Source organism: Romboutsia sedimentorum (assembly GCF_030131845.1).
Lineage (GTDB): Bacteria > Bacillota > Clostridia > Peptostreptococcales > Peptostreptococcaceae > Romboutsia_D > Romboutsia_D sedimentorum.
The window spans coordinates 140,096-166,459 of record NZ_JASKYM010000003.1 but is presented as its reverse complement, the minus strand read 5'-3'; the positions used below and the strand labels follow the sequence as shown (position 1 = coordinate 166,459).

The window sequence follows — 26,364 nt, the reverse complement described above, 5'->3', positions numbered from 1 at the left end:
TTTACTTTAATTTTTGACTAAACCATTCATACACTTCGTCTACTTTATCTTTCATTCCATTATCCATTGAATATTCAATAATAGTATTCATAGCACTAATAATAAAGTCACTGTCTAAATCTGCTGCTTTTTTAATTAATTCAATTCCATTATTATCATTTTTAATAAGTAAGCTTTGCCCTATTCTGTACATAGCAATAGCACAATTTTCATCTTTAGAAAGAATATTTTTATAAACTTCCATGGCTTTGTCATATTCTCTAGTCTCTTCAAGTGCAAATCCATATTCTATATTTTTTTCTATATCATCGATTTCTTTATAATTTTGAATTATTTCTAATTGTAATTTATATTCTTTTGTAAATTCATCCCATTCATCACACCAAGACTCATACCATTGCTTATTTTTTATATCTATTAAATTATCTATTTCATTTTTATAGTTTTCATTTTGATTTTCAAACTCAATTTCATAATTAAAATCATCAATTCCTAAAGCATTCATTCTTTCACTAAAACTTGGATGAGTATCATATATTGATGATATTGGCTTTTTAATTTGATTTAACCACTGACTTTTCCTCTCGATAATTTCATTGTTAAAATCATCAAACATGATATTCAAATAATTTTTTGGAGGTTCTTCTTGTACTCTAAGTTCTACCTTACAATAAGGGTTTGTTTTAAATAAATCTATAATTTCAAGCTTAGCACTTGCTTTTGCATAAACTTCAACACTAGTATATAAAGCTGCTTCTTTATCTGCTGCTATTTCTTTTGGTTGCGCTATTGCATTTTTGTATGTTTCTAATTTTTCAATATAAATCTTTGCAAATGGCAATAATAATATATCATAAATAATACTATCTTTTTCTTTAACTTTATCAATTATTGTACTCCATCTAGTTAAACATCTTGAAATCTTATTAGTTGTATTTGTGTCATTATTGTAAATATGAGCAAGTTCATGAATTATTACAGATTTAAGTTCTTGCTCGTTTAATATTTTTAATATTTCAATTCCTATTAATAAAACGTGTTTTCCATTAAATCCAAATCCATCTGGAATAAATGCAATTCCTGCATTTGAACCTTCAACAATAAAAATTTCATCTAATTGAGGAGAGTTTGTTAACTCAATTGCACTATCTATAATCTTAAATAATGTTGGGTACTGTTGTCTATTTATAGTTACTTCATTTGGATATTCAGGTTTTATATACATCATTTTTAAAACCATAAACAAAGACCCTATTAAAGTAAATATTAATACGCCTAATCCACCCCTTATGTTCTCTAGTTTAAAACTAATCATTATCAGACCAATAACTGTAGATATAACAGTAACAGTAAGTACTCCTATGTAAAGTTTTTCATACTCACATAATATTTTTATCTTTTTTCTCATTTTCTGAGGATTGTTTTTAGACAACAATACAAGCTTTTCAAATTCATTATCATCACCATAAAATGGAATATCAATTGAAGTGTCCGTAATAAACCAAATAATGGCCATTAAAAGTATCATTGCAAATTCAATAAATCCAAATTTAGCTAACACTGAAAAAATTTCATTGAAATTTTTAGTTAGTACCATTCCTGTTGATATAACTATAGATGTTATACAAGTAAAAAATATAATTCCTAAGATTGTGTTAAAAATTATGTCTATTTTATTTTTCATATTTTATGCTCTCCATTTATTGTTTATTTCTTAAAAACTCTGATTATTATAATATATTTTTCTATTTATGCCTCACGATAGAAAAATGTGCTCTTAACTAGCAGTTCCCACTCTCAAAGCTACAACGGACTTTCACAGTCAAGTTGTTATACATTGCGATCTCAAATAAAAGGTATTCACTATTTAGCCAATGACTTGTAGTAACATCTACAAATTAATTCTTAAACATATTTACTAATTTGTTAAATACATTTTCATTTCCATTTCCACCAACCTGAGTTATCTCCATAGGATGTTTTTTAGATAATAAACTTTCTTGCTTATTACTTAAATCATTTCCCACTATAACTACAGGAGAGGTTCCATAAAATGTTAACGTACTTACTGCCAGTGCATCTATTAAATCATCTTGTTTCTTCATTCCATCTTTAACAATAAATATATTATTTAATTTCTCATCCGTATAGAACTTTTCTAATATAACTGCATTAGTATCATTTCTATCTATTCCACCTAATCGTTCTGGATTTGGCAGTTTATTTGCTATTTCATTTGATATAGCTGCTTCTTTTCCTATAATGTATGATTTTGTTATATAATTCTCTTTTATGTATTGATCAAATACCTTAGTTCCTTCATTTGGTGATGCCAATACTATTGGCATATTTTTATCAGCTGCAACTGGTGCAATACTTACTGCATCAGGAATTCCTTTTACTCCATTTACAACTGCTATTTCCGAAACACGACCTAGTTTTTTAGCTATTTCTAAAGATGTCTCATATCTATCATTTCCACTTATTCTCTCTACATTAATACCCATATCTTTTAATTCATTTATAACTGCGTCTGATACAGAATTCTCTCCACCTATTACATAGATATCATCTGGTCTAAGCCTTGATATTTCTTTTTTAGTTTCACTGTTTAATTTGTTTTTTTCTGTTAGAAGTATTGGTGCACTTTTATTCCATGCAAAAGGTGCTGCACTAAGTGCATCTACCATCGAATTTGAGTTTACTACTATTACATTTCGTGCTCCTCTCCATCCTTCATAATTCGCTTCACCAGATCTTTCCTTACTTATTTTTATAGCAGTTTGATATCTGTCTTCTCCTATTAATTTATTTGTATGCACAATAGATTGTGGTTCATTTCCTTCTCTATTTTTCGTGCTATAATACACATATGACCATTTATCAATTACTTTTTTTATTTTACTCTCATTATAATATACATTAGTATATATTCCTTTTTCTGCCTTTATTGTGTATGTATCTCCTTTCTGCTTTATATCTCCGTCTATATGTAGCTCTAATGTATTTTTATTTACTTCTGGTGGATTGTTTGGGTCGTAATCATATTCTCTACTCAAAACTATTGCGTCTTTTTTTGCGCCATCTATCTCTAATGTTCCTTTTATTCTTATACTGGTTCCTAAGTGTTTACTTCCCATTGTATATATGGCGTGATCTCCTGGATTTATTATTTTTACATTCTCTAATTCAATATTTCCTGATTCTGAACATATGGGTGCATCACTATACCATTTACCATTCATTTCGGTATTGATTATCTTTAGTGTTTTATCTTTTTTTCCAATATATGTTATTGTAGCATTTTTCATTTTATTGGAGTCCACGACTATATTTCCATAACCATATATTGATCCATTATTTACTTTTACATTTTCTAATGTTACATCTCCCCAAAAAAGGATACCTCCATTGTTTATTTCACTGTTATTTACTATATCTAGACTTATTTCATAAGATTCTACTCTTATCTGTATTTCATCCAATTTTAAATTATCTATTTTTGTATCTGTCTCTACATATATACGTGATGATTCTACAAAATCACTTTCGGGATTTTTAACTGTTCTTATTTCGTTCCCATTTCCTCTTATTTCTTTTCCATTTCCTTTTATATACATAATAGTCGATTCAGGTAAGTCTATATCATTTTTTATATCTATTATTTTTATATTTTCATTTTTTAGTGCAGATATTAATTCGGTTTTATTTGTTACTACTTCTTCTGATTTTGTATCCTCAGAAATCTGTGGAACGTGTTCTTCTATGTTTTTTTCTAGTGTAGCTTGATTTGCATTAACTTCTAATGCGTGTGATAGCCTTGTGATTTGTGGATTAGCTACTATTAATGCTACCGATAATATAATCCACATATTTTTATTATTTTTTTTCATATTAATCTCCCTCTGTTTATAATAAATTAAATATAATTAACTTATTTAATATATACTGTTATTATACACAATAAATATTGTCATTTATTGTATTTTTTTGTTTTATTTTACATTTTATATTAATAAAAAAAATCACCTTGAATATCACTTCAATGTGCTCTCTATATACCACACAATATACTTACTACCTTTTCCTACTTCACTTTCTAAGCTTATGCTACCATTGTGTAATTCTACTATTTTTTTACTTATACCCAAACCTAAACTACATCCACCTGTACTATTTTTAGATTTATCTCATCTTACAAACTCTTCAAATATACTATTTAAATTCAAAATTTATTACTAATACGTTTAATTTATTCATATTATTTCTCTTTAGTTAACCTATTTGCTACAAACAATAATTTCTAAAACCAACTAATTTGAGTTTTATCATATTTCCCTTTATAATCTCTTATAATATCATCCATCTTATATAAAAGACCGTACTTCTCACATTCATCTTTGAATACATTCCATTTATATTCATAGTCTATCACTTTATTTTCATATACATTTCCATGCGTTTCATTATAAAGTTTTTCTAAATCTACATTTGAAAAATCTTTCTTTAACTGTTGAAAATAATACTCTCTTTGATTTTGCCTTAGTGTTACTCCAAAATAATGAGTATATACAAATTTAGCACCACATTCATAAGCTGTTTTTATAATATTTCTTATATTTTCTACATCATCATTGATATACGGCAACAACGGCATCATCAATACACCAGTATATATCCCATTATCAGATAATTTTTTTATAGCTCTAAATCGCTCTGATGTAGAATTTACATTTCTTTCAATCTTTTTACATAATTCATCATCATAAGTTGTTATTGTAATTTTTATAATTGTAGGAGAATGTTTTTGAATCTCTTTTAGTATATCAATATCCCTAGTTACCAAACTACTTTTGGTTGCAATTGAAATCCCAAATTTATTCTCATTAACTAATTCCAACGCTTCTCGTGTTAACATATATTTCTCTTCAAATGGATTATAAGGATCACTCATTGCGCCAGTTCCTACAACACCTTTAGTTCGCTTAGATCTTAGCTCATTTTTTAACATTTCAGTTGAGTTTTTCTTTATTCTAATTCTATCAAAATCTATAATTTGATAACAATTACTTCTAGAATCACAATATATACATCCATGGCAACAACCTTTATATATGTTTATATTATAATTAATTCCAAACCAATCTAAGTTTTCCTTGTAAGTAGATAATATTGTTTTTGATGATATATATTCCATTTTTATCTATCTCCTTTGTGTACTAATTTATAAGCTTTAAAAATATTTTAAATCATGAATTTTGTAAAGATTTTATCATGAATTTAATAATTCTAATTAAAAATATCTAATCTTTGAGTTTATGCTATGAAGATATTATATAACGTATAAATCTATTTTTGACAACTAAAAAGATATTAGTAATTTACTAATATCTTTTCGTGAATTTTAATTTTTTAGATAAATCGCAGTAGTTATACCCATAATTATATTACAAGTTTTATTAACTATTAATTTCTGACAATTGAAATTGATACTCCTCTAACGACATATTCCCACCAGCAAATTTATTTTCTAATATTGCCATTCTTTCAGTTTTTGTTGGTGTTCTTTCAATATCAATATTAATAGCATCTTCCTCACCCTCAACTGGCTCTAATATATGTTGATGTTTATCATACGCTTCAAAGTATCTAAGTCCAAATATTCTTTGAGAAACGGCATTTATATGAATTCCATCAGGATTTGGTGTTAACCCTAGTGCTGTTACAAAGTAACAATTATTATTGTTTTCAGAAAATCTTAATAGTTCTCCGTTAATTTCTATATATTGTTGGAAATACTCACCTAAAAATCCATTAGCTAAATAATCTCCCATTCCACCTATAATAATAGGTATATCTGGCTCATCTAATTCTTTACGAAATGCATTAACAATTTTTGAAAATTTTTGATTATAATCTTTATATTTTTTTGAAACAGAATCACTTTCACCCTGATGCCATAGTATTCCATCTAATTTACTGCTTTGTTTAGCTAATCTTGCTTGCAATACAGCATGTTTAAACAATGGCCCCTCAACTGACCAATCATCTAAACTTGTTCCACCATCTGCACAAGGTATTAATCCAATTTCCTTATTTTCATTTTTATTACACCACGCTACAGCAAAAGAAGCTGCAGGACCCACACCTGCATATGGTCTATCATAGTGTATTGGTTCCATCATTATTTGCCATCTTCCATTACGCAATACTCTTATACGTTCATTGCAAGTTATAGGAACTTCTTTTATGAATCCACGTCCAGCCATATTAGATTGACCTACTAGTAAAAAAGAATGTATCATTATTTTTCTCCTCGCTACTTGAAAATTTTGTTATTTTAATATAATTTCATTTTATAATTTATAACACTATAATAATACCCTTAAAAATAATTATAATTGTTCTTTCCTATATAAAACCAATAATTTAATAATACTAATAAAAAAGAGATTCTACCAAAATGGCAAAATCTCATTACTTTCTAACTATTTTTCTTACCGAATCATATGATAAATAATAATTTTGAGCAATATCAATTATTGAAACGCCGTTCTTATATAAGTTTATTATCTCAGTATTACGTTTCTTATAATATTCTCTTGAGCCACTATTTTCTCCCCATTTCTGCTTATTACCAGATATAGGAATATATAATAGTTCTCCATCTACATAATTTAAAATTTCATCCAATAATTCTTTTGGAAGCACATCTGCTGCATTAATATATTTCATATACCTACTCCTTTACTTAATTAACTAAATAAAGTGCAGAATCAGCAGTTAATGCAACTAATTACCCCACGCAGTATGTTGCATTTCTACTATTCTGCATGGGTATTTGCACTCTGTAATGTTTTTTGACTCGTTAGTTTTATAGGCATATTTATCACCCCCTAATTCTATTAGATTAATACATCTGAGTATATCATATTTAATCTTTATATGAAATTTCAAAATCCACAAAACACATCGACAAAATTATCAATGTATTTTCGTGTATTTCAACGTTGGAGACGAATCCCAACAATAACGCCCACGATTTTTTAACCATTTAAGTTTAAGTAATCAGAAATATTATAAAAATATATATTGAACTCTGTATAAACATCCTTTTCAGAGTTTACATATATGTTATGCCCAAGTTTATCTATTATTTTTCTAGAAAAATAAAGACCCATACCTGTTGATTTATACATTTTCTCTCTTCCATTTACTCCTGTAAATCCTTTGTCAAATACTCTACTTAAATCTTCCTTATATATTCCTATTCCATAATCTTTAATATTTAAAACCACACAATCTTCTTCTTTATTAGCACTGAACTCTATTTTACCACTTTTTCTAGAGTACTTTATCGAATTATTTATTAGTTGATTTAGTACATATAAGATACATTTTATATCTGTATAAATTTCATAATCTAAGTTTTTTATATCTATATCAATATTATTTCGAATAAGTAAAAATGAATTATTTTTTATAGATTTCTTTACTAAGCTATTTAAATTAACCTTATTTATGAATACATCTTCAAATAGGCTCGTGCTTTTACTTCCATACAAAATAGAGTTTACTAAAAAATTCATTTTCTCAACTTGATTTCTTACACTCATACTATCTTCTATATCTTCTAGTCTATCAGTAATTATATTAAGTGAAGATATAGGTATCTTTATTTCATGAACCCATTTAGCAATATACTCATCTATCTCTTTTAGCGAATTTTTGTATTTACTTATTTCCATATCATTATATTTACTCTTGTCTAATATTATTTCTCTCATTATTTCTTCTTCAAAAGAATTACCTAAAATCAAATATTCACCTATATCCTTATTTATTTCTATACACTCATATATATCCTTATATTTATTTCTCCAATTTATATAATCTAAAATAAAAAACACAATAATAATCATTATAAGCAATATATCCAGATAAATTAATTCTCCATATCTATCTTTGAATGAATTTAATGAATATAAATATATGTTTGTTATGCCAAGTAGTACACATACAAAAGCTATATATTTAAACTTATTTTTTATATAATCTATTATATTCATTGAATTATATATCCCATTCCCTTCTTTGTTTTTATTATATCTTCAAACCCTAAATCCTTAATTTTACCTCTTAATCTATTTATATTAACCGTAAGTGCATTGTCTGTTACAAATTCATCACTATCCCAAAGAAGCATCATAAGGCTTTCTCTGGATACAACCTTATCTTTATTTTTCAAAAGATTTGTTAGTATTCTCACCTCATTTTTAGTTAATTCTTCATGCTTATCTCTGTATTTTATAGCACATTTTTCTATATCAAATATTAAGTCTTCATAATACATTATAGTACTTGAAGTATTGTATTTATAAGTCCTTCTGATTATCCCATTCAATTTTGTAACTAAAACATCTATAGAAAATGGCTTCGTTATATAATCATCTCCTCCATTATTTATTCCCATAATTAAATCCATATTAGAATCTCTAGATGATAAAAATATAATAGGTATACTTGATATGTCCCTTATTTTTTCACACCAGTAAAAACCATTGTATAAAGGTAAATTAACATCCATAATAACAACATCTGGTTTTTTATCAATAAATTCTTCTAAAATCATTTCAAAATTATTAATTAATTCAACATCAAATCCCCATTTACCCAAAGCTAAAGAAGTCTCTTTTGCTAAATCTATATCATCTTCTATAAGTAGTATCCTATTCATTTACTTTATCTCCATTCAATTTACTATTTTTTCCAGAAACAATCTCCCTATCTAAATATACTATAATCAATAGCTATAATAAAAGACCCTTATACTTAAGAGTCTTTTATTTGAAAGCGAATAATATCTATAATTTATCTTGTTCTTATGATTTTTTTAAATTTATTTATAGATATTACTCCGAACACTATAAATATTAATAGGCATATAACTAAACTTAAGAGATATATCTCAAATAAACTTCTCATTAATAAATCTCCAGCTAATCTTATTGCAAAATAGCTAGATATGGCCGCACTTATTGTAGGTAATGAGTAAAACAATACAACTTCTTTTACTATAGTTTTATTTATTTCTTTTTCCGTTGCACCTATTTTCATTAATATATCATATTTATCTTTATCTTCATATGCATCACTATATATTTTCATATATATTATACTTCCTGCAACCATTACAAATACTATAAATAAAAATACTAGTACAGCATAAGCAAACTTCATCCACTGACTTTCATCTTGAGCTTTATATCCATCTTTTATATATCCATCATCTATATTTAACTCTTTTTCAATATTATTAAACATAGCTTGACTATTTTCTTCATTACTTACTTTTGCACCATAAAAATATAATTGATGCCCTTTATTTCTTAATTTTTCATATTCTTTATCATTTAAGATATTTATAGAATGGCTAAATCCAGTACCTAAAGCAGGAGTCTTAACTTCTCCTTTTGATATATTATACTTCTCTTCACCTAGTTCTACTTCTAGTTCTTTTGGCATTATTGATCCTATTGTCTGAGGGTGTTTTAGCTCTATTATATTTTTACCTTCAACCAACTTAGGTTCTAAATCTTTTATTGATTCTTGTTGTCCATTTACCTTAAGTATATTTACTAAGTCACTATATTTCATAATTACATGATCTATATCTACCATATATTTATCATTATTTTTATTTTTATCTTCGATTACTGTTAATTCTGGATTTATAGAATAATTCACTTTATTAGTTTCCTTTATTATGTCTTCAATATTCACCTTATTAACTTCATCTTTATTTGATGACACTATACTTATTGTATAAACATTTCTTTGTTCTTGGGCATTTTCTTGAATAACTTTCATTGCCACAGCTGCCCCGAGTGTAGATATAGTAGTTGTTATTACTATTGAAATCATTGCATAGGTTTTATAGTTTTTATTTAATCTATAATTAATGTTATTTATTGCAATTATATTTTCACCATTAAATAATATCTTTTTATTTTTCATCAAAATATTGAATACAACTGGAATTACAGATTTAAATAATCCATAAGTCCCAAGTATAATTATTAATATAGCCGGAATTACATCCATTATATTTCCACTTCTTATATCCATTGAAAGATAATATCCATATCCAATTATAATGATAGACATTATAGCTAATAAGTATAGTCCTACTCCTACTTTCGGTATCTTTTCTTGTCTCTTTGAAGCATTTATCAAATTAATTACATTACTTCTACATATAGTAATAAATCCTTTTACAGTCATAATTAAGTATATAGAAATAAATATCATACTGGCTGAAATTATAGCTTTCATACTGAAATCGTTAGATACATCTATTTCAAATCCTGATAATTTAATTATAATTACTTGGAAAAATCTTGATGAAATTACACCTATTAAAAGTCCTGTTATGCATGAACTTATACCCATTAATATATTTTCAACAAAATATATTTTACCTATTGTATATAAATCTAATCCCATAAATGATAGTATTCCAATTTCTTTCACTCTATTTTTAAAGAATACATTGGTTGCATACCATATGAAAAAGAATAAAAACACTGCTAATACTATTATTACAGATATTAACATCGCTTCTGTAAACTCTCTATTTTGTCCTTCTAATACTTTTATAGTTTTTCCATACTTTAGAATTTCAAAGTTAGTTAATACTATAACTGAAAATACCATTGATATAAAAAATGCCATATATGTTCTTATATTACTTTTAAAATTATTATACGCAATACTAAGTACTCCCACTTATAGTTCACCTCCCATTGCGGATAACATATCCATTATTTTTTGATAAAATTCTTTTCTACTTTCTCCTTTGTTTAATTTACATTTTATATTACCATCATTGAGCATATATACTTCATTTGAATAACTTGCTGTTATAGGGTCGTGTGTAATCATTATTATAGTTGCATTATTCTCTCTGTTTATTCTATCTAGTGAATCTAATAACTCGTATGCAGATTTAGAATCTAATGCTCCTGTAGGTTCATCTGCAAATATTACAGATGGATTTGTAATTAAAGATCTTGCTGCTGCACCTCTTTGTTTTTGACCTCCAGATAGTTGGTATGGATACTTCTCTAGGTGGTTTGATAATCCAAATTTTTTAGCTATCTCTATAACTCTATCTTCTATTTCTTTACTTCTCTTTTTACCTAAAGCTAAAGGTAATGCTATGTTGTTCATAAGATTCATATTGTCTAGTAAGTTATAATCTTGGAATATAAATCCTATTTTTTCTCTTCTTAATTTAGATAGCTCTTTATTTTTCACTTTAGATACATCAATTCCATCTAAAATTATTTCTCCTGATGTTACCTTGTCAAGTGTAGACATTAAGTTAAGTAATGTTGTTTTTCCTGCACCTGATGGACCCATTATTGATATAAAATCGCCTTTATTAACGGTTATAGATATGTTTTTTAGTACATTAGTTTTAAATCCTTTTATTCCATATTCTTTTGAAATATCTTTTATTTTTAAAATTTCATTCATAAAATTAACCCCACATTTTTCTTATTTTATCGTTGCTATATTTATATTTTAAACTATTTAATTAACTTATGCCTGCGATTAATATTACTTTTTATGCTTCAATGTTACACTTTGGTAATATTAGGGTCTAGGCTGTTATTTCATATGTGTCAAGTTAATAATTATTAGCTGTAGAATATATTTTTTTGTAAAATTCAAACTATAAACAAAACAAAATACTCATATCCTATGGATATGAGTATTAGTGGATTTCAATTGTGGAGACGATTCACATCAATAGTACCCATGATTTTATTTTCTATATATGCTTTACTTTATCTTCATTAATTTTTTTACATATATTTATAAACTCAATCAAAGATTTTGAAAGCCATTTATTTTTATGGTAAACAAGTAATGAGCATATTTTTCTATCTATACTATCAAATTTAATTCCTTGTAAATTACCTTTTTCAATATCCTCTTTTACAGTGATTTCAGGAAGTATAGATATTCCCAAACCTGTTTGCACACATTGCTTTATTGATTCTATACTCCAAAGTTCCATTGTATCATTTGCTATAATTTTTTGTGAGGCTAAATAATTTTCAAAAGCTATTCTATAGCTGCAATCTTTTTCATTATATATAATACATTGATTTATCTTATTATTTTTCTGTATCAAATCTAAATTTTTAAAATCAAATTCATTATTAGCTATTACTACTAATTTTTCTTCCTTTATTTTATTTACTACTAGATTTGTATCTTCAAAATCCTCCATCATTAAAAATGTAATATCTATTTCTCCCTTAAATAAAAGTTTTTTAAGATAATTACAATTGCCATTTATTATACTGATTTTTACATTAGGAAATTTTTCTCTATATTCTTTTAGTATTGATTGTAACATATACACAGTTATTGATTCTGGTGCACCTATCTTTATTTCTCCTTTTATTTCACCATTAACAGATATACTATTTATCTTATCTATTGTAATCATTAGTTCTTTAGTATACTCCATTAATGCTTCTCCAGGTTCTGTTATTATGTTTTTTCTTCCTACCCTATCAAATAACTTAACACCTATACTTTTTTCTAATTCTTGTATATGTGTAGTTACGGTTGATTGAGTATATCCTAAATAATAAGCTGCTTTAGTAAGACTTCCTAGTTCAACTACTTTTTTAAATGTTATTAATTGTCTTATCTCCAAATTTATTTCACATCCTCTTTAATATATCGATATCTTCAATACTTAACTCTATTTATTTCAATTATACAAATATTTAAATCTAATATACAATAATTTATACAAATGTATATTTGGTAATAAATTTTAATAACTTGAATGCATTTTATAATATACCATAAATAGGAGTGTGTGAAATGGAAATAAATTTTAAAAATAAAATAAAAAATAAAGCTATAGAATTAGGTTATGAAAGCTGTGGAATTATACAAGTAAATGAAATGAAAGACTATTCCCAAAAACTAACTGAACGTATAAACAAATTTCCAGAAATAAAACCATACACAGAAGAATTTTATAGTTTTGCTAACTTAGAAAATGATTATCCTTGGGCTAAATCTGTTATTGTATGTACAAGAATATATGGAAAATATAAAATCCCTGAGCATCTAGATGGATTAATCGGCAAATACTATTTAGTAGATAGCCGTACAAATGAAAATTCCAAAGATTATCAAGATAGTATATCATTTGAAAACTATTTAAATAAATTAGGACTAAAAACAGCTACTGATAGAAAGTTTGGAGTCACAGCTTTAAGGTGGGCTGCTAATAAAGCAGGTCTTGGAATTATAAGAAAGAATAATTTTTTCTATTCAGCTTCAGGTTCTTGGGTATATTTAGAAGCTTGGATTATCGATCAGACTCTTACATTAAAAGAAAATATAAACTTAAAAAACTGTCCTCCTAATTGTAATCTCTGTATTAAAGCTTGTCCAACAAATTCATTATTAGAGCCTTATACAATGAATAGAGACACTTGTGTTTCTTGTCTTACAACTTGGAGAGGTTGGGATTTGACTAATGAAAAATATAATCATTCAATAGGTAAATGGATTTATGGATGTGATATTTGCCAAGATATTTGTCCTTTTAATAAAGATAAGTGGTCAGAAGAAAATAGCTTTCCAGATCTAGAAAAATTAAGTGTTTCAATATCGTTAGAAAAAATAATTGAAATGGATTATGATTTTTTAAGAGATATTATAAGTACTAAGTTTTGGTATATATCTAAATATGATGTTTGGAGATGGAAAACTAATGCACTTAATGCTATGCTAAATACTTATAATCCTAGTTATGATAAATACATTGATATAGCTTGTCATGATGAAGATATACGTGTTCAAAAAATGGCTATCTGGGTAAATGGGCAATTAAGTCTAAGAAATAATTGATTATGATTAATCTATTTGGTTAACTCTATCATAGCTTCATATCCTTTAAATTATTTAATTAAGAATAATACTACTTATAAAAAAAGATATTAACATAAATTTATGTCAATATCTTTTCATGGATTTAATTGGTGGAGACGAATCGCAGAGATAATACCCACGATTATATTTAATCTATCAACTCTCCTTTTATTTCATTTAAATAATTTTGTCTTACAATCAAAAAGTATACAAATAAAACTATAAAAAAGCTCCCCATAACTAAAAATGAAGATGATGCAACATCTACATCAAGAGCATTTTTAAGTGCTAAAAGAGCAAAAGTAGAATGTACAACTGCAACAATATAAGGTAATAAAAATAAAGTACTTATCTCTATTGTTGATATTTTCTTTATTTCTTTGTAAGTTAATCCTATCTTATTAAGATTCCTATATTTTTTCTTATCTTCTTGGCAATCTGTATAAAGCTTATTATATAAAAAGCTGCTTGAAGTTACAAAGAATATCAGTCCTATAAATATTGATAAAAATAAAAGAACTGAGTAAGCTACTTTACCATAATCTACTATAATTGATTTGGATAAAAACTTATATCCCACATCATTCTTACAAATTTTTTCAAAGTTTTTACTTATATCTAATGTTTTCATATAATCCTTTGTGTCAATAGCCACAAATTTATTTTCTATATAATCTGAATTTATACTATTATAAAAATCATCTTTAACCACATAGACACTGTAATATGCTGGCATAACAGATTTACTAGCATGCTTTACTTTTATACCCCTATTATCTATATTTATAATCTTATCATTATTTTTGCTATTTGATTTGGATAATAATATTGATTCATTATTCTTTAAATCTATTGTTTCTAACCCCTTTCCTTTTGCCAATTGAATATAATTAGATTCTTTAATTATTTTTATAGGTTCGTTTTCATTTTTTGAAAATACAACTTTAATCTCTCCTTCAAGCTTATCATAAGGTATATTTTCTTTTTCTAATAAAGACTCTAATAACTCTACTCTACCTTTATAAGTTCCAGTATATATTCCATTTGATTTTTCTCTCTCCGTAGCATAGAATATTGATTGTGGATAGGCTAATTCCACTTGATTTATTTGGTCTTTCCAGTATGAATACACCGATCCAATAGCTGTAAACGCAACAGCTGACGTTATTGTTACTAAAAAAAACATCCTTGTATTATCTTTTATTTTATAATGTAAATTTGCTATACACAGCATGTTAATATTTTTTTTATAAAATACTTTATTGTCTTTAACCTTCTTTATAACAAATACACTAAGCTGTGAAAATAACATATATGTTCCTATAATAACCATAGAAGTTACTGGCACAATTCTATTTACTAGTTCTAATTCTGTTACTGTCACTGCTCTACAATACGCAACTACCAATAATATAACACACAACATAGCCAATATAGGTGATGACTTTGGTTCTAACTTTGGCCTTTGTGTACCTTTAAGTAGCTTTATGACTTTGTCTTCTCTAACTACAAAATATATAAAATATGAAGTTAATATTGATATCAATATAAAGTATAAAGTAATTACACCAATAGATTTTATTGGAATATAAAATTTTAATGGCTCTATTCCTATAAATGAAGATATCGCAATCAATACTATTTTAGCGAAAACCATCCCTACCAGAATCCCAAGAACTGATGCGAAAACGTTCATTACTAAATTTTCTATAAAAATCATTTTTTTGACTTGCCTCTTTGATATACCTATAGTCCATAAAATACCAAACTCCTTATTTCTACTTTTCAAAAACACACTTGCTGAATAAAATACAAATAGAAATAAAAATAAGTAAATTATAATTGTAGTTACCTTTATTGTTAAAATTATATAATCATCGAATAATGAAATATCTAAATCTGGATGATTTATAAACATATTAAAAGAAAAAAGTAATGATGAAGATATGAGTATACTAAAAAAATACCCAAGATAAGAGTTAATATTTCTCCTTATATTATTAATCGCAAACTCTGTAAAAGTCATTACTTATTCCCTCCTAATAATGAAAGTACATCCATTATTTCTTGATAAAACTGTACTCTATTATCACCTTTATATATTTCATTGTATATTACACCATCTTTTATAAACAGTATTCTATGACAATAGCTTGCTGCAACTGGATCATGAGTTACCATCATAGTCGTTACTTTTTCTTCCTTATTTATTTTTTCTAATAACTCCATAACATTTTGTGCTGACTTTGAATCTAGATTTCCTGTTGGCTCATCAGCCAAAACCATAGAAGGATTATTTATTAGGGCTCTTGAGATAGCAGTTCTTTGAGCCTGGCCACCTGATACTTCAAAAGTTCTTTTATTTAACAAATCTTCTATTCCTAATATTATTGATACCTTTTTTAATCTGTCATCTTGTTCTTTTGTAGGTACATTTTCTAAAGTTAATGGCAATACTATATTCTCACCTATAGTTAAAGTATCTAGCAAATTATAATCTTGAAATACAAATCCAAGTTCTCTTCTTCTAAATAATGCAAGTTCATCACCTTTTAGCTTGTGTAACTCTTTATCTTTTAAGATAATCTTCCCTGAAGTTGGCTTATCTATAGTTGAAATCAAATTTAATAAGGTCGTTTTTCCACTTCCACTCGGTCCCATTATCCCTACAAACTCTCCATCCTCTATAGAAAAATTTATGTCTTTTAACACATTTGAAATTACCTTATTACCGTATACTTTACTTAAATTATTTACGTTTAAAATTTCCACTTTTATTCTCCTTTTCTAAATTTATTGGATTTTTTTATATACTAATTTTAATTTAGATATTTGAATATAACTATCTGCAAACATTACATAAACATGACATCTATGTAATGTTTCATAGAATTATTCCTTACATATTTAATAAGCCAACAGCTATACACTATTGGCTTATCTTATTTATTAAATAATATTGATACTCGTGTTCCTTTTTCAACCTCTGATTTTATTTCTACTCTATGACCCAAGTTGTCACATACTTTTTTTACTATGTATAATCCCATACCTGTAGATTCACCAAACTTACGTCCATTTTCTCCTGTGAAAAATGGTTCAAATACCCTTTTTATATCTTTTCTTGGTATCCCAATACCTTCATCGATTATATCAATTATTATATATTCACTATCTTCTCTATTTTTTATTATCAGAGACTTACCATGGCCTTTAGTGTATTTTACGCCATTTATTATTATTTGTTCTAATATAAACCTTAACCACTTTTTGTCGCTATAGACTATTAAGTCCTTATCTAACTCTACTTTAGGAATTATCCTATTTTTAATAAATAATCGTCTTTCTTTATTTATCAATGCTACCATATCATTATATAAATTAACCTTTCCCACGGAGAAATCTTTTTGAAACTGATCTAGTCTAGCAAAATACATTGCCATGTTAAGTCCTTTATCTATTTTATCTAATTCTTGTTGTATATTTGATGATACCTCTTCACCTTCATACTCTTGTAACAAAAGATTAATTACAGATACCGGTGTTTTCATCTGATGAATCCAATGATTAATAAAAGTTAAGTGATCGTTATGTATTTTATGTTGTTCTTGTATGTTTGATATATACCTGTCATATTGCTGTTTTAATACATTAGATACATTTTTTCCTATAGGCGATTTCCCTAAATCTAACATAGATTCATCTAAACTTTTTATGCCTTTTTTGAAAACTTCATAAGTTTTTTTAGTTGTTATGTATTTGTAAATTATAAAACTACTTACAATAAAAGTATTAAATAATAGTATATACACTATCTCTGATATTTTTATAAAATTCATAAGTTTGCAATATATAAGAGTTATTATAATCCCAGCATAATAAGTGAATATATATCCTTTGTATTCATTTATAAATAATTTCATATCTAATCCTACCAATTCTTATTTAGTTTGTATCCAACCCCTCTTACAGTATTCACAAAATCCTCTATTCCTAAATCACTAAGTCTTTTTCTAATCCTGCTCACATTCACATTTAATGTATTTTCCTCTACAAATTCAATATCATCCCATATCTTTTCTAATAAATAATCTCTACTAACAACCTTTGGATATTTTTTCATAAGGCATTCAAGTAGTATACCTTCTTTTTTAGTTACGATTACATTTTTATCTTCAAATTCTACTTCCAATCTTTCAGGGTAAAATTTAAGTCCGTCTAATTCAACTATTCTTTCACTCAACTTCGGAGCATACTCCCCATAAGACCTTCTTATATGACTTTTTATTTTTGCTATTACTACCTCATATTGAAACGGCTTAGTTATATAATCATCTCCACCACTTTCTAATGCTCTAATTTGATCCATTCCACTTTCCCTTGCTGATATAAATATTATAGGTACATTTGATTTTTGTCTTATCTTCGTACACCAATAAAACCCATCAAATTTTGGTAAATTTATATCTAATAATATTAAACTCGGTCTACATATTTCAAACTCTTCTATTATATTATTAAAATTTGTCGCTATACCGTATCTGTCTATGTAATCTTTTAGCAATGTACTTATGGAAGTATCGTCTTCTATAATATAAATTCTATTATTCATATGTTCACTCCATATCAGTTCTTATTTTACCATTTTTTGATAACTTGTATTTGTAATAGTATACCATTTTTTATAGTAAATAAAGCTATATCATTGTCATTATTGCTATAGCTTTCCTATATTTAATTAGTTTTTTATATCATCATAAAAAACTATTTCTATTAATTCCATTAGTTTACACCTCATTTCTTATATAGTTTACTTATATACTATATTTTACTTTGAATGCTTTGGAATAACTATCTTCAAACATTACATCTATGTAATGTATATAAATAAAAAACACATTGACTATTACATCAATGTGTTTTTCGTGGATTTCAATGGTGGAGACGAGGGGAGTCGAACCCCTGTCCGCAAGTCCTTTCCTCGTTGCATCTACGTGTGTATCCGACTGATTTAGTTTCTCGTCTAACACACCGCCCAGCGGCAAGCTGTGTGGTCGACCAGTCCCAATTAATCCACTTTAGGTCGAGACACCCAAAAAGTAGTTCCCTGCATAATGACGTTCAGTCCTAACCGGCAGGAGGGCTAGGAGGAACGAGCAGAACTAAGCTGCTAGTGCGTAATTATCGTTTGCGTTTGTTTTAAGTCCCCAGTTTTTACGTGACCCAGAGTAACACGACACGCAGCCCCAAGTTCCAAACCCACGTCGAAACCTTTACGCCCCCGTGGTATTTTTAAGTCCTTGGACTGAATTTCGCAAACTTTTTTCACCATTACTATTTAGTTGTTAATATATAATATAATACTTTTAGCTATAAAAATCAATGTAATTAACTACATCAGTATCATTAATTTACTAAAAATATTAATATTTACCTCTTAATTCTCTTTCTACATGTCTTTGAGCATCTTTTTTAGCTAAGTCTTGACGCTTGTCATATAGTTTCTTTCCTTTAGCTAATGCTAATTGAACTTTAACTTTACCATTTTTAAGATATACACTTAATGGAATTAAAGAATAACCTTTTACAGTTGTAAGTCCTATAAGCTTTCTTATTTCATGTTTATGAAGTAATAATTTTCTAGTTCTTAAAGGGTCTACATTAAATATGTTTCCTTGCTCGTATGGACTTATATGAACTTGTTTTAAAAATACTTCACTATTATCTACAGATGCATATCCATCACTTAGATTTAGTTTTCCTTGTCTTATAGACTTTACTTCTGTACCTTTTAATTCAATTCCACATTCATAAGTTTCCTCTATAGAGTACTCATGTCTTGCTCTTTTGTTGCTAGCTAATGTTTTTGTTCCTACCATACGAATTCACCTTCTTCACTTAAAATATCTTCATTTAACACTATACTATATTATTAGTAAAAATATACCATATATAAGACTATTAGTCAATATAAGTTATATCCTTATTGTTTTATAATTCATATATTTTTATTCATTTTTATTTTCTTTTAGCATGTAAGATGGGTCGAAATTTACGACCCATCTCACAGTAATTATTCTTGTGTAGTTTCTACTTCATTATTATCTTCGTCTTCTATTTTATGAAGTAATTTAAAATCTATTTCTCTTAATTCAATACTTACATTATCAACTTTTATTCTTACTGCATCACCTATTTTGAAAGTCTTTTTAGTTCTCTCTCCCATTATAGTGTATGTCTGATCATCATATATATAGTAATCATCTTTCATATTAGCAAGTCTAGTCAATCCTTCAACAGTATTTGGTAATTCTATAAACATACCAAATGATGTTACACTTGATACTATGCCATCGAATTCTTCACCAACTTTATCGTACATGTATAAGCATTTGTAGAAATCTTTTACATCTCTTTCTGCTAAGTCTGCACTTCTTTCTCTTTCTGATGATTGAACTGAAGAGTACTCAACTATGTTTTTAAGTTGATCTATTCTTTTATGGCTAAGTTTATTATTTAATTGCTCTTTTATTATTCTATGAATTTGTAAGTCAGGATATCTTCTTATTGGAGAAGTAAAGTGACTGTAGTATTTAGCTGCAAGGCCAAAGTGACCTACGCATTCTGGTGAATATTTCGCCTGTCTTAAAGATCTAAGCATTATTGTACTTATAGCTGCTTCTTCTCTTTTTCCTTTTATCTTTTGAACTATACCTTGTAATTCTTTTGGATGAACATCTTCCATATCACCTTTTATAGTGTATCCAAATGTAGATACAAATTTGCTTAAGTTTTGCATTTTTTCTACTGATGGAGTCTCATGTATTCTATAAACGAAAGGTAGCTCTAACCAGAAATAATGTTCTGCTATAGTTTCATTACTTATAAGCATGAATTCTTCTATTATTTTGTTAGATATTCTTCTTTCATATTCTTTTATATCTACAACTTCACCGTCGCCATTTAATATTATCTTAGCTTCAGGGAAATCAAAGTCTATTGCGCCTCTTTTTTTCCTTCTACCCATAAGTATTCTAGCTAGAGTTTCTGCATTTTTAAATTCTTCAACTAAATTAGAGAATGTTTGTTTTAACTTTTCATCATCATTTTCTAATATGTCTGATACTTCTGTATAAGTCATTCTAGCTTTAGAGTTTATTATTGTTTCTTTTATATCGTATTTTACAACATTACCTTTATCATCTATTTCCATAAATACTGATAATGTAAGTTTATCTTCAAATGGATTTAAACTACATACTCCATTAGAAAGTGTCTTAGGTAACATAGGTATTACTGTATCTACTAAATAAACTGATGTTGCTCTTTTTAAAGCTTCTTTATCTAGTTTACTTTTTTCTTTTACATAATGAGTAACATCTGCTATATGAACTCCTAGCTTGAAGTTTCCATTAGGTAATATATCTATAGATACTGCATCATCTAAGTCTTTAGCATCGTCACCATCTATTGTGAAAGTCTTTAAATCTCTTATATCAAATCTTCTTTCGATTTCCTCTTGTGGTATTTCTACAGCTACATTTTCAGCTTCATCTAATACTTTTTTAGGGAATTCTTCAGGTAGTCCGTGTGCTTTTACTATAGAGTGTATTTCTACTACTCTTTCACCTTTTTGACCTAATATTTCTATTACTTTACCTTCTGGTTTTCTATCTTCTTGTGGCCATACAGTTATTTCACAAACAACTTTATCATTTTCTCTTGCTCCACTAAAGAATTTTTTAGGTATATATATATCTTTGTTGAATTTTTTATCATCTGGAATAACAAATCCAAAGTTTCTATTTGGTTGGAATACACCAACTATATGAGTTACTTCTCTTTGGACAATTTTAATAATTTTACCTTCTGCTCTTCTTTCGTCCGTTGCAGGTGTAATTATTTCAGCCATAACTCTATCATTATGCATAGCTCCGTTTATTTCACTTGATGGTATGAATAAATCTTGAGTATATTCTTCGTCTGATTCTACAAATCCAAAACCTTTTCTATGAGATACAAACTTTCCTACAAAGTATCCCATTTCTTTTGGAGATATTAATTTTCCTTTTTTAGTTTTACATATTGTTGAATTTTCTTCTAGCTCTTCTAAAAATTTATAAAACATCGGCATGTCTGTCGGTTTTATATCAAATATAAGGGCTAATTCTTCTTTTTTTAATGGACTATATGCTTCATCATTTAATAGTCCCATTACACGTTCTTTAAGTCCTGGTAACATCGCTGTTCCTCCTCTTTTATTTTGCTATATATAAATTGTATTAGCTATTAAATTTCCTTGTACTTTATACTATGATTTTCAACTTTATAATTGATAATTATATTCTATTATTTAACACCTGTAATTAAAGTAGTTCCAAAGTGCCTCGCCAATGGATTAGAGAATGTAGGATTACATTCAATTAGAATTAATATATATTCATTTATATATTATTTACTAATAAAGATATTTTATTATAACTTTATTGATATTACCTTATTATACACCATTACAAGTATTTGGTAAATTTAACTTATAAACACTTTTTATAGTATTTATTCAAAAAAATAAACATGATTTAGTTCATGTCTAATGTTTAAATATTTATTTTAATCATAAAGTCCATTTAATACCCTGCTTACTGTTGCTTTACTCCATTTTGTTTTAGATGATATTTCACTATAACTTAATCCTTTAAGTCTTAAATCTCTTATACTTTGTATATCTATATCTGTAATTTGTTTTTCTTTTGGTTTTAAAGTTTGTTTACTATTTTTAAGTCTTACTATTTCTACTTTTAATGTATCTATTTCCATTTGTTTTTTTTGTAGTTTTTTTTCATAAGCATCTCTCATCTCATTAAACTCTAATATATAATTTTTCTTCCAATCATCTTGTTCTTTAATTTTAAACATTGCCATAATTTTTGCCTCCTTGTTTCATTAGTATTGTAACCACTATAACAATTAATTTCTTTACATCTATGTAAATTCCTTTTATATAGCACATTGAAATTTCCTTTATTTTCTTTTATTTTTCAACAGTTTAAATTATTATTTATCATGTTTAGCTTTATAAAAAGTGATTTTTATCATTATTTTTTATTTTCATATACTATTTTGTTGTAAAAAATATCTAATTTTTAATTCATTTTTTTAATATAAGCACAAAAAAACAACTACATATAAATGTAATTGTTTCTTTAAAAATCAAATTTAATTTTTAAATCTTTTGATAATACTTATTAAATAATGGCCAATTATTTAATACTACTTAAGTAAAAGCATTATTATTGCATTTACGAAAAATAATACTGCTGATATTTTTGTTATTCTTGCAAGGAAAGCTTCTTTCCCTTTTGGTTTGAAGTAACTTTGGTTACCTTCTCCACCAAATTGTGAAGGAACTGCACTTTTAGTATCTTGTGGCATTATACTTCCTACAAGAGCTATAGCTAATATTACTTGTACAACCATTAATATCATTTTTATATCCATTATGTACCCCTCCTTTTTCTTGCATTTTGTAAATTTTAACTTACTCTTTAATATAGCACATAACACTAGTGTATTCAAGGTGTCTAAGCGTAATTTAAAAAAGCCTTCAACTAATTGTTAAAGGCTTTTGATTTTAGCATTAATTTGTTATAGCATGTACTTTTATTAAGTTTGTAGTTCCACTTACTCCAACTGGAACACCTGCTGTTATTACAACTAAATCCCCAACATTTAAATGATTTATTTTTTTAACTGCATCTATTGATTTATCTATTATTTCATCTGTACTTCCTACATTAGATGTCTTTACTGGATAAACACCCCAAGTTAAAGCTAATAGTCTCATAACTCCTTCATCTTCTGTTGTTGCTATTATTGGACATTGTGGTCTAAATTTAGAAACCATTCTTGCTGTATGCCCACTTGAAGTGAATGTTATTATAGAAGATGCATTCAAATCAGTTGCTGTTGTACATGTTGCATGACTTATTGCATTTGTAACTGTTATGTCTGCTATTTTTCTTTTCTTTAATAATTGATTATAATCTATTGTTTTTTCTGTTCTCTTTGCTATTGTAGCCATTGTTTTTACGGCTTCTGCTGGGTATTTACCAGCTGCGGTTTCTCCTGATAACATTATTGCATCAGTTCCATCATAAATAGCATTTGCAACATCCGTAACTTCTGCTCTTGTAGGTCTAGGGTTTCTAATCATAGAATCTAACATTTGAGTTGCAGTTATTACTGGTTTTCCTACTTCATTACATTTTTTTATCATCATTTTTTGTGCTATTGGTATTTCTTCTGTTGGTATTTCAACGCCTAAATCACCTCTAGCAACCATTATACCGTCAGATACATTTAATATAGAATCTATATTATCTACACCTTCTTGATTTTCTATTTTAGATATTATTTGTATATGTTTAGCATTGTTATTTTCTAAAACTTCTTTTATAGCTAATACATCTGATGCTTTTCTTACAAATGATGCTGCTATATAGTCTATTCCTTGTGCTATACCAAACTCTATATCACTTATATCTTTATCTGTTAATGCTGGTAAGTTTATTTTTACACCTGGAACATTAACACCCTTATGATTTTTAACTACACCAGAGTTTTGTACTGTACAAAGTATTTCGTCTCCTTTTACTTCATCTACTCTTAGTCCAATTAAACCATCGTCTATTAGTATCGTATCACCTGAAACGACATCTTTTGAAAGGTGCTTATAAGTTACCGTACACTTTTCTTTATTTCCTAAAACTTCATCTATTGTTATAGTAAATTTTTGTCCTTCTTCTAATAATACTTCTGGTAAATCAAAATCTCCAGTTCTTATTTCAGGACCTTTAGTATCTAATAATATAGCTATCGGTTGAGCTAAATCAGTTCTAACTTTTTTGACTAAATCCATTCTTACCTTATGCTCTTCATGAGTTCCATGAGAAAAATTAAATCTACATACATTTAATCCATTGTTTATAAGTTCTCTTAATGTTTCTTCTTTATCTGATGCTGGCCCTAATGTACATACTATCTTAGTTCTTTTCATATCATTTAACATGATTTTCCTCCTAGATGTTGTGCTCTAATATATTTATCTTTGCTACATTATTATTCCCCATATTACGGTAGATACTACAGTCATAGAAAGACCTACTAAACATTCATATGGTATTAATTTCAAACGATCGCCTATGCTCATGTTTGTTGCTCCTGCTGTTGCATGGAAGAATGAGCCATGTGGTAAATGGTCAAGCACAGTTGCTCCTGAATGTACCATAGCAGCTCCTGCTAATGGTGAAACTCCAGATGCTATTATTGCTGGTGAGAATGTCGCTGATGCTATCGTTGCTCCTGCTGTTGTTGATGCAGTTGCTGCTGACATTAATATACCCGATATTGGTGCTAATAAAAATGCGGGCATATTCATTGCATCAAGTAATCCTATTGTTGTTACTTGTAGTGTTGATGCCTTTATTATTCCTGCAACAGTACCTGTTCCTATTAATAAAATAGCAACTGGCATCATTTTGGATAATCCAAAAGTTATATATTCATTAAGATTTTTAGATTTTCCCATAGCTATTGCACCAATTACTCCTCCAACTGGAAGTGCTATAAGTGGATCTATTGCTATTTGTGCTATTGGTCTAAGTGCAAGTAATATTATTGCTACTAATGGTCCAATTATTGCTGAAAAGAATGATGGTAACTCTGTATTATCATTCTTTTGTTTTACTTCTTCTATCTTTATACCCTTAACTTTTTTAGATAAAATTTTGGCTAATATTACTGTAACTATAAGACCCACTATTGCAGGTATTATGTTAGCCATCATTAAAGATGATAACTCTACGCCAAAGTTTTCTGCTGCTGATATTGTGTTTGGATTTGGAGAAATTATGTTTCCTGCTTTTCCTCCACCTATCATGGCTAATAATATAACCATTGGTGCGTATCCGAGCTTTTTAGATATTGCAAGCGCTATTGGTGCAACAGTTATTACCGCTACGTCTACAAACACTCCTACTGATGTTAATATCATAGTTGATAAAGCTAATGCAAATAAGGCTCTTTTTTCACCTAGGGTTTTTATTATTTGGTCTGCAATTTTGGCTGCAGCTCCTGTTTTTATAAGTACCCCTGCTAAAACTCCTGATGTAACTATACGAAGGATGGCTGGCATTATTCCTTTAGCTCCCTCAATCATTACATCTACAGTTCCGCTAAGACCTGCTCCACCTACTAGTCCTCCAACTAAAGCACCTAATATTAAGCTGTATGCAGGATGTATTTTTTTAATTATTAATATAATTGCTACAGCTAGTCCTAATAAAGCCCCTAACGTTGTTATTTGTACGTCCATTTATGTCACCGCCTATT

20 protein-coding genes, 1 other RNA gene and 2 pseudogenes are annotated in these 26,364 nt (G+C 27.4%); 1 reads left to right on the top strand and 22 read right to left on the bottom strand.

Features of this window, described 5'->3' with window-relative positions:
* Position 1: 1 nt before the first annotated feature.
* The 11 genes and pseudogenes from QOZ84_RS08990 to QOZ84_RS08940 all read right to left on the bottom strand — a co-directional run bounded on the left by QOZ84_RS08990 (position 2) and on the right by QOZ84_RS08940 (position 12,739).
* Positions 2-1,684 (bottom strand): M48 family metalloprotease, encoded by a 1,683-nt coding sequence (locus QOZ84_RS08990; protein WP_284132622.1) that lies wholly within the window; start codon positions 1,682-1,684, stop codon positions 2-4.
* Between the two features lie 214 nt (positions 1,685-1,898).
* Positions 1,899-3,893: a cell wall-binding repeat-containing protein gene (locus tag QOZ84_RS08985; RefSeq protein ID WP_284132621.1), complete on the bottom strand. Its 1,995-nt coding sequence runs from the start codon at positions 3,891-3,893 to the stop codon at positions 1,899-1,901.
* A 144-nt stretch (positions 3,894-4,037) separates the two neighbouring features.
* Positions 4,038-4,175, bottom strand: a pseudogene (locus QOZ84_RS08980) (ATP-binding protein); the annotation flags it as partial.
* 128 nt (positions 4,176-4,303) lie between these two features.
* Positions 4,304-5,197 carry an SPL family radical SAM protein gene (locus QOZ84_RS08975; protein ID WP_284132620.1) on the bottom strand — a complete coding sequence of 298 codons (894 nt, stop codon included), beginning with the start codon at positions 5,195-5,197 and terminating at the stop codon, positions 4,304-4,306.
* Positions 5,198-5,459: 262 nt separating this feature from the next.
* Positions 5,460-6,305 (bottom strand): sialate O-acetylesterase, encoded by an 846-nt coding sequence (locus QOZ84_RS08970; RefSeq protein WP_284132619.1) that lies wholly within the window; start codon positions 6,303-6,305, stop codon positions 5,460-5,462.
* A 172-nt stretch (positions 6,306-6,477) separates the two neighbouring features.
* The gene (locus QOZ84_RS08965; RefSeq protein WP_284132618.1) at positions 6,478-6,735 is read right to left on the bottom strand and encodes a helix-turn-helix domain-containing protein; all 258 of its coding nucleotides are present in this window, start codon (positions 6,733-6,735) and stop codon (positions 6,478-6,480) included.
* A gap of 311 nt (positions 6,736-7,046) precedes the next feature.
* Positions 7,047-8,069, bottom strand: coding sequence for a sensor histidine kinase (locus QOZ84_RS08960; protein ID WP_284132617.1), 1,023 nt, complete (start codon positions 8,067-8,069; stop codon positions 7,047-7,049).
* Positions 8,066-8,737, bottom strand: coding sequence for a response regulator transcription factor (locus QOZ84_RS08955; protein ID WP_284132616.1), 672 nt, complete (start codon positions 8,735-8,737; stop codon positions 8,066-8,068). The genes QOZ84_RS08960 and QOZ84_RS08955 overlap by 4 nt, the downstream gene beginning before the upstream one ends.
* A gap of 134 nt (positions 8,738-8,871) precedes the next feature.
* Positions 8,872-10,788: an ABC transporter permease gene (locus QOZ84_RS08950; protein WP_284132615.1), complete on the bottom strand. Its 1,917-nt coding sequence runs from the start codon at positions 10,786-10,788 to the stop codon at positions 8,872-8,874.
* A complete protein-coding gene (locus QOZ84_RS08945) occupies positions 10,789-11,541 on the bottom strand; it encodes an ABC transporter ATP-binding protein (RefSeq protein ID WP_284132614.1) in 753 nt (250 codons plus the stop codon).
* 298 nt (positions 11,542-11,839) lie between these two features.
* Positions 11,840-12,739: a LysR family transcriptional regulator gene (locus QOZ84_RS08940; protein WP_284132613.1), complete on the bottom strand. Its 900-nt coding sequence runs from the start codon at positions 12,737-12,739 to the stop codon at positions 11,840-11,842.
* A 173-nt stretch (positions 12,740-12,912) separates the two neighbouring features.
* On the opposite strand from QOZ84_RS08940, the gene QOZ84_RS08935 reads away from it, so the two are divergent.
* Entirely contained in the window at positions 12,913-13,953 is a 1,041-nt protein-coding gene (locus tag QOZ84_RS08935) for an epoxyqueuosine reductase (RefSeq protein ID WP_284132612.1), read from the top strand.
* Positions 13,954-14,122: 169 nt separating this feature from the next.
* Here the strand turns inward: QOZ84_RS08935 and QOZ84_RS08930 are convergent, their stop codons facing one another.
* From QOZ84_RS08930 to QOZ84_RS08880, 11 genes and pseudogenes are all read right to left on the bottom strand, one after another.
* Entirely contained in the window at positions 14,123-16,000 is a 1,878-nt protein-coding gene (locus QOZ84_RS08930; protein WP_284132611.1) for an ABC transporter permease, read from the bottom strand.
* Entirely contained in the window at positions 16,000-16,746 is a 747-nt protein-coding gene (locus QOZ84_RS08925; RefSeq protein ID WP_284132610.1) for an ABC transporter ATP-binding protein, read from the bottom strand. The genes QOZ84_RS08930 and QOZ84_RS08925 overlap by 1 nt, the downstream gene beginning before the upstream one ends.
* A 170-nt stretch (positions 16,747-16,916) precedes the next feature.
* Positions 16,917-17,897: a sensor histidine kinase gene (locus tag QOZ84_RS08920; RefSeq protein WP_284132609.1), complete on the bottom strand. Its 981-nt coding sequence runs from the start codon at positions 17,895-17,897 to the stop codon at positions 16,917-16,919.
* An 8-nt stretch (positions 17,898-17,905) separates the two neighbouring features.
* Positions 17,906-18,586 carry a response regulator transcription factor gene (locus tag QOZ84_RS08915; protein WP_284132608.1) on the bottom strand — a complete coding sequence of 227 codons (681 nt, stop codon included), beginning with the start codon at positions 18,584-18,586 and terminating at the stop codon, positions 17,906-17,908.
* Between the two features lie 324 nt (positions 18,587-18,910).
* Positions 18,911-19,257, bottom strand: a transfer-messenger RNA (tmRNA) gene (gene ssrA, locus QOZ84_RS08910).
* Between the two features lie 140 nt (positions 19,258-19,397).
* Positions 19,398-19,853: an SsrA-binding protein SmpB gene (gene smpB / locus QOZ84_RS08905; protein WP_026902207.1), complete on the bottom strand. Its 456-nt coding sequence runs from the start codon at positions 19,851-19,853 to the stop codon at positions 19,398-19,400.
* Between the two features lie 194 nt (positions 19,854-20,047).
* Entirely contained in the window at positions 20,048-22,216 is a 2,169-nt protein-coding gene (gene rnr, locus QOZ84_RS08900; RefSeq protein ID WP_284132607.1) for a ribonuclease R, read from the bottom strand.
* 368 nt (positions 22,217-22,584) lie between these two features.
* Positions 22,585-22,896 (bottom strand): helix-turn-helix domain-containing protein, encoded by a 312-nt coding sequence (locus QOZ84_RS08895; RefSeq protein WP_284132606.1) that lies wholly within the window; start codon positions 22,894-22,896, stop codon positions 22,585-22,587.
* 348 nt (positions 22,897-23,244) lie between these two features.
* Positions 23,245-23,472 (bottom strand): preprotein translocase subunit SecG, encoded by a 228-nt coding sequence (gene secG, locus QOZ84_RS08890; RefSeq protein ID WP_284132605.1) that lies wholly within the window; start codon positions 23,470-23,472, stop codon positions 23,245-23,247.
* Between the two features lie 145 nt (positions 23,473-23,617).
* A pseudogene (gene pyk, locus QOZ84_RS08885) lies at positions 23,618-25,042 on the bottom strand (pyruvate kinase); the annotation flags it as partial.
* A gap of 42 nt (positions 25,043-25,084) precedes the next feature.
* Positions 25,085-26,347 (bottom strand): GntP family permease, encoded by a 1,263-nt coding sequence (locus QOZ84_RS08880; protein ID WP_284132604.1) that lies wholly within the window; start codon positions 26,345-26,347, stop codon positions 25,085-25,087.
* Positions 26,348-26,364: the final 17 nt, after the last annotated feature.

Coding starts and splice junctions, on each gene's coding strand:
- QOZ84_RS08990 (WP_284132622.1), bottom strand. CDS start 1,684: ATGAAAAATAAAATAGACATAATTTTTAACACAATCTTAGGAATTATA.
- QOZ84_RS08985 (WP_284132621.1), bottom strand. CDS start 3,893: ATGAAAAAAAATAATAAAAATATGTGGATTATATTATCGGTAGCATTA.
- QOZ84_RS08975 (WP_284132620.1), bottom strand. CDS start 5,197: ATGGAATATATATCATCAAAAACAATATTATCTACTTACAAGGAAAAC.
- QOZ84_RS08970 (WP_284132619.1), bottom strand. CDS start 6,305: ATGATACATTCTTTTTTACTAGTAGGTCAATCTAATATGGCTGGACGT.
- QOZ84_RS08965 (WP_284132618.1), bottom strand. CDS start 6,735: ATGAAATATATTAATGCAGCAGATGTGCTTCCAAAAGAATTATTGGAT.
- QOZ84_RS08960 (WP_284132617.1), bottom strand. CDS start 8,069: ATGAATATAATAGATTATATAAAAAATAAGTTTAAATATATAGCTTTT.
- QOZ84_RS08955 (WP_284132616.1), bottom strand. CDS start 8,737: ATGAATAGGATACTACTTATAGAAGATGATATAGATTTAGCAAAAGAG.
- QOZ84_RS08945 (WP_284132614.1), bottom strand. CDS start 11,541: ATGAATGAAATTTTAAAAATAAAAGATATTTCAAAAGAATATGGAATA.
- QOZ84_RS08935 (WP_284132612.1), top strand. CDS start 12,913: ATGGAAATAAATTTTAAAAATAAAATAAAAAATAAAGCTATAGAATTA.
- QOZ84_RS08930 (WP_284132611.1), bottom strand. CDS start 16,000: ATGACTTTTACAGAGTTTGCGATTAATAATATAAGGAGAAATATTAAC.
- QOZ84_RS08920 (WP_284132609.1), bottom strand. CDS start 17,897: ATGAAATTATTTATAAATGAATACAAAGGATATATATTCACTTATTAT.
- QOZ84_RS08915 (WP_284132608.1), bottom strand. CDS start 18,586: ATGAATAATAGAATTTATATTATAGAAGACGATACTTCCATAAGTACA.
- smpB (WP_026902207.1), bottom strand. CDS start 19,853: ATGGTAGGAACAAAAACATTAGCTAGCAACAAAAGAGCAAGACATGAG.
- rnr (WP_284132607.1), bottom strand. CDS start 22,216: ATGTTACCAGGACTTAAAGAACGTGTAATGGGACTATTAAATGATGAA.
- QOZ84_RS08895 (WP_284132606.1), bottom strand. CDS start 22,896: ATGGCAATGTTTAAAATTAAAGAACAAGATGATTGGAAGAAAAATTAT.
- secG (WP_284132605.1), bottom strand. CDS start 23,472: ATGGATATAAAAATGATATTAATGGTTGTACAAGTAATATTAGCTATA.
- QOZ84_RS08880 (WP_284132604.1), bottom strand. CDS start 26,347: ATGGACGTACAAATAACAACGTTAGGGGCTTTATTAGGACTAGCTGTA.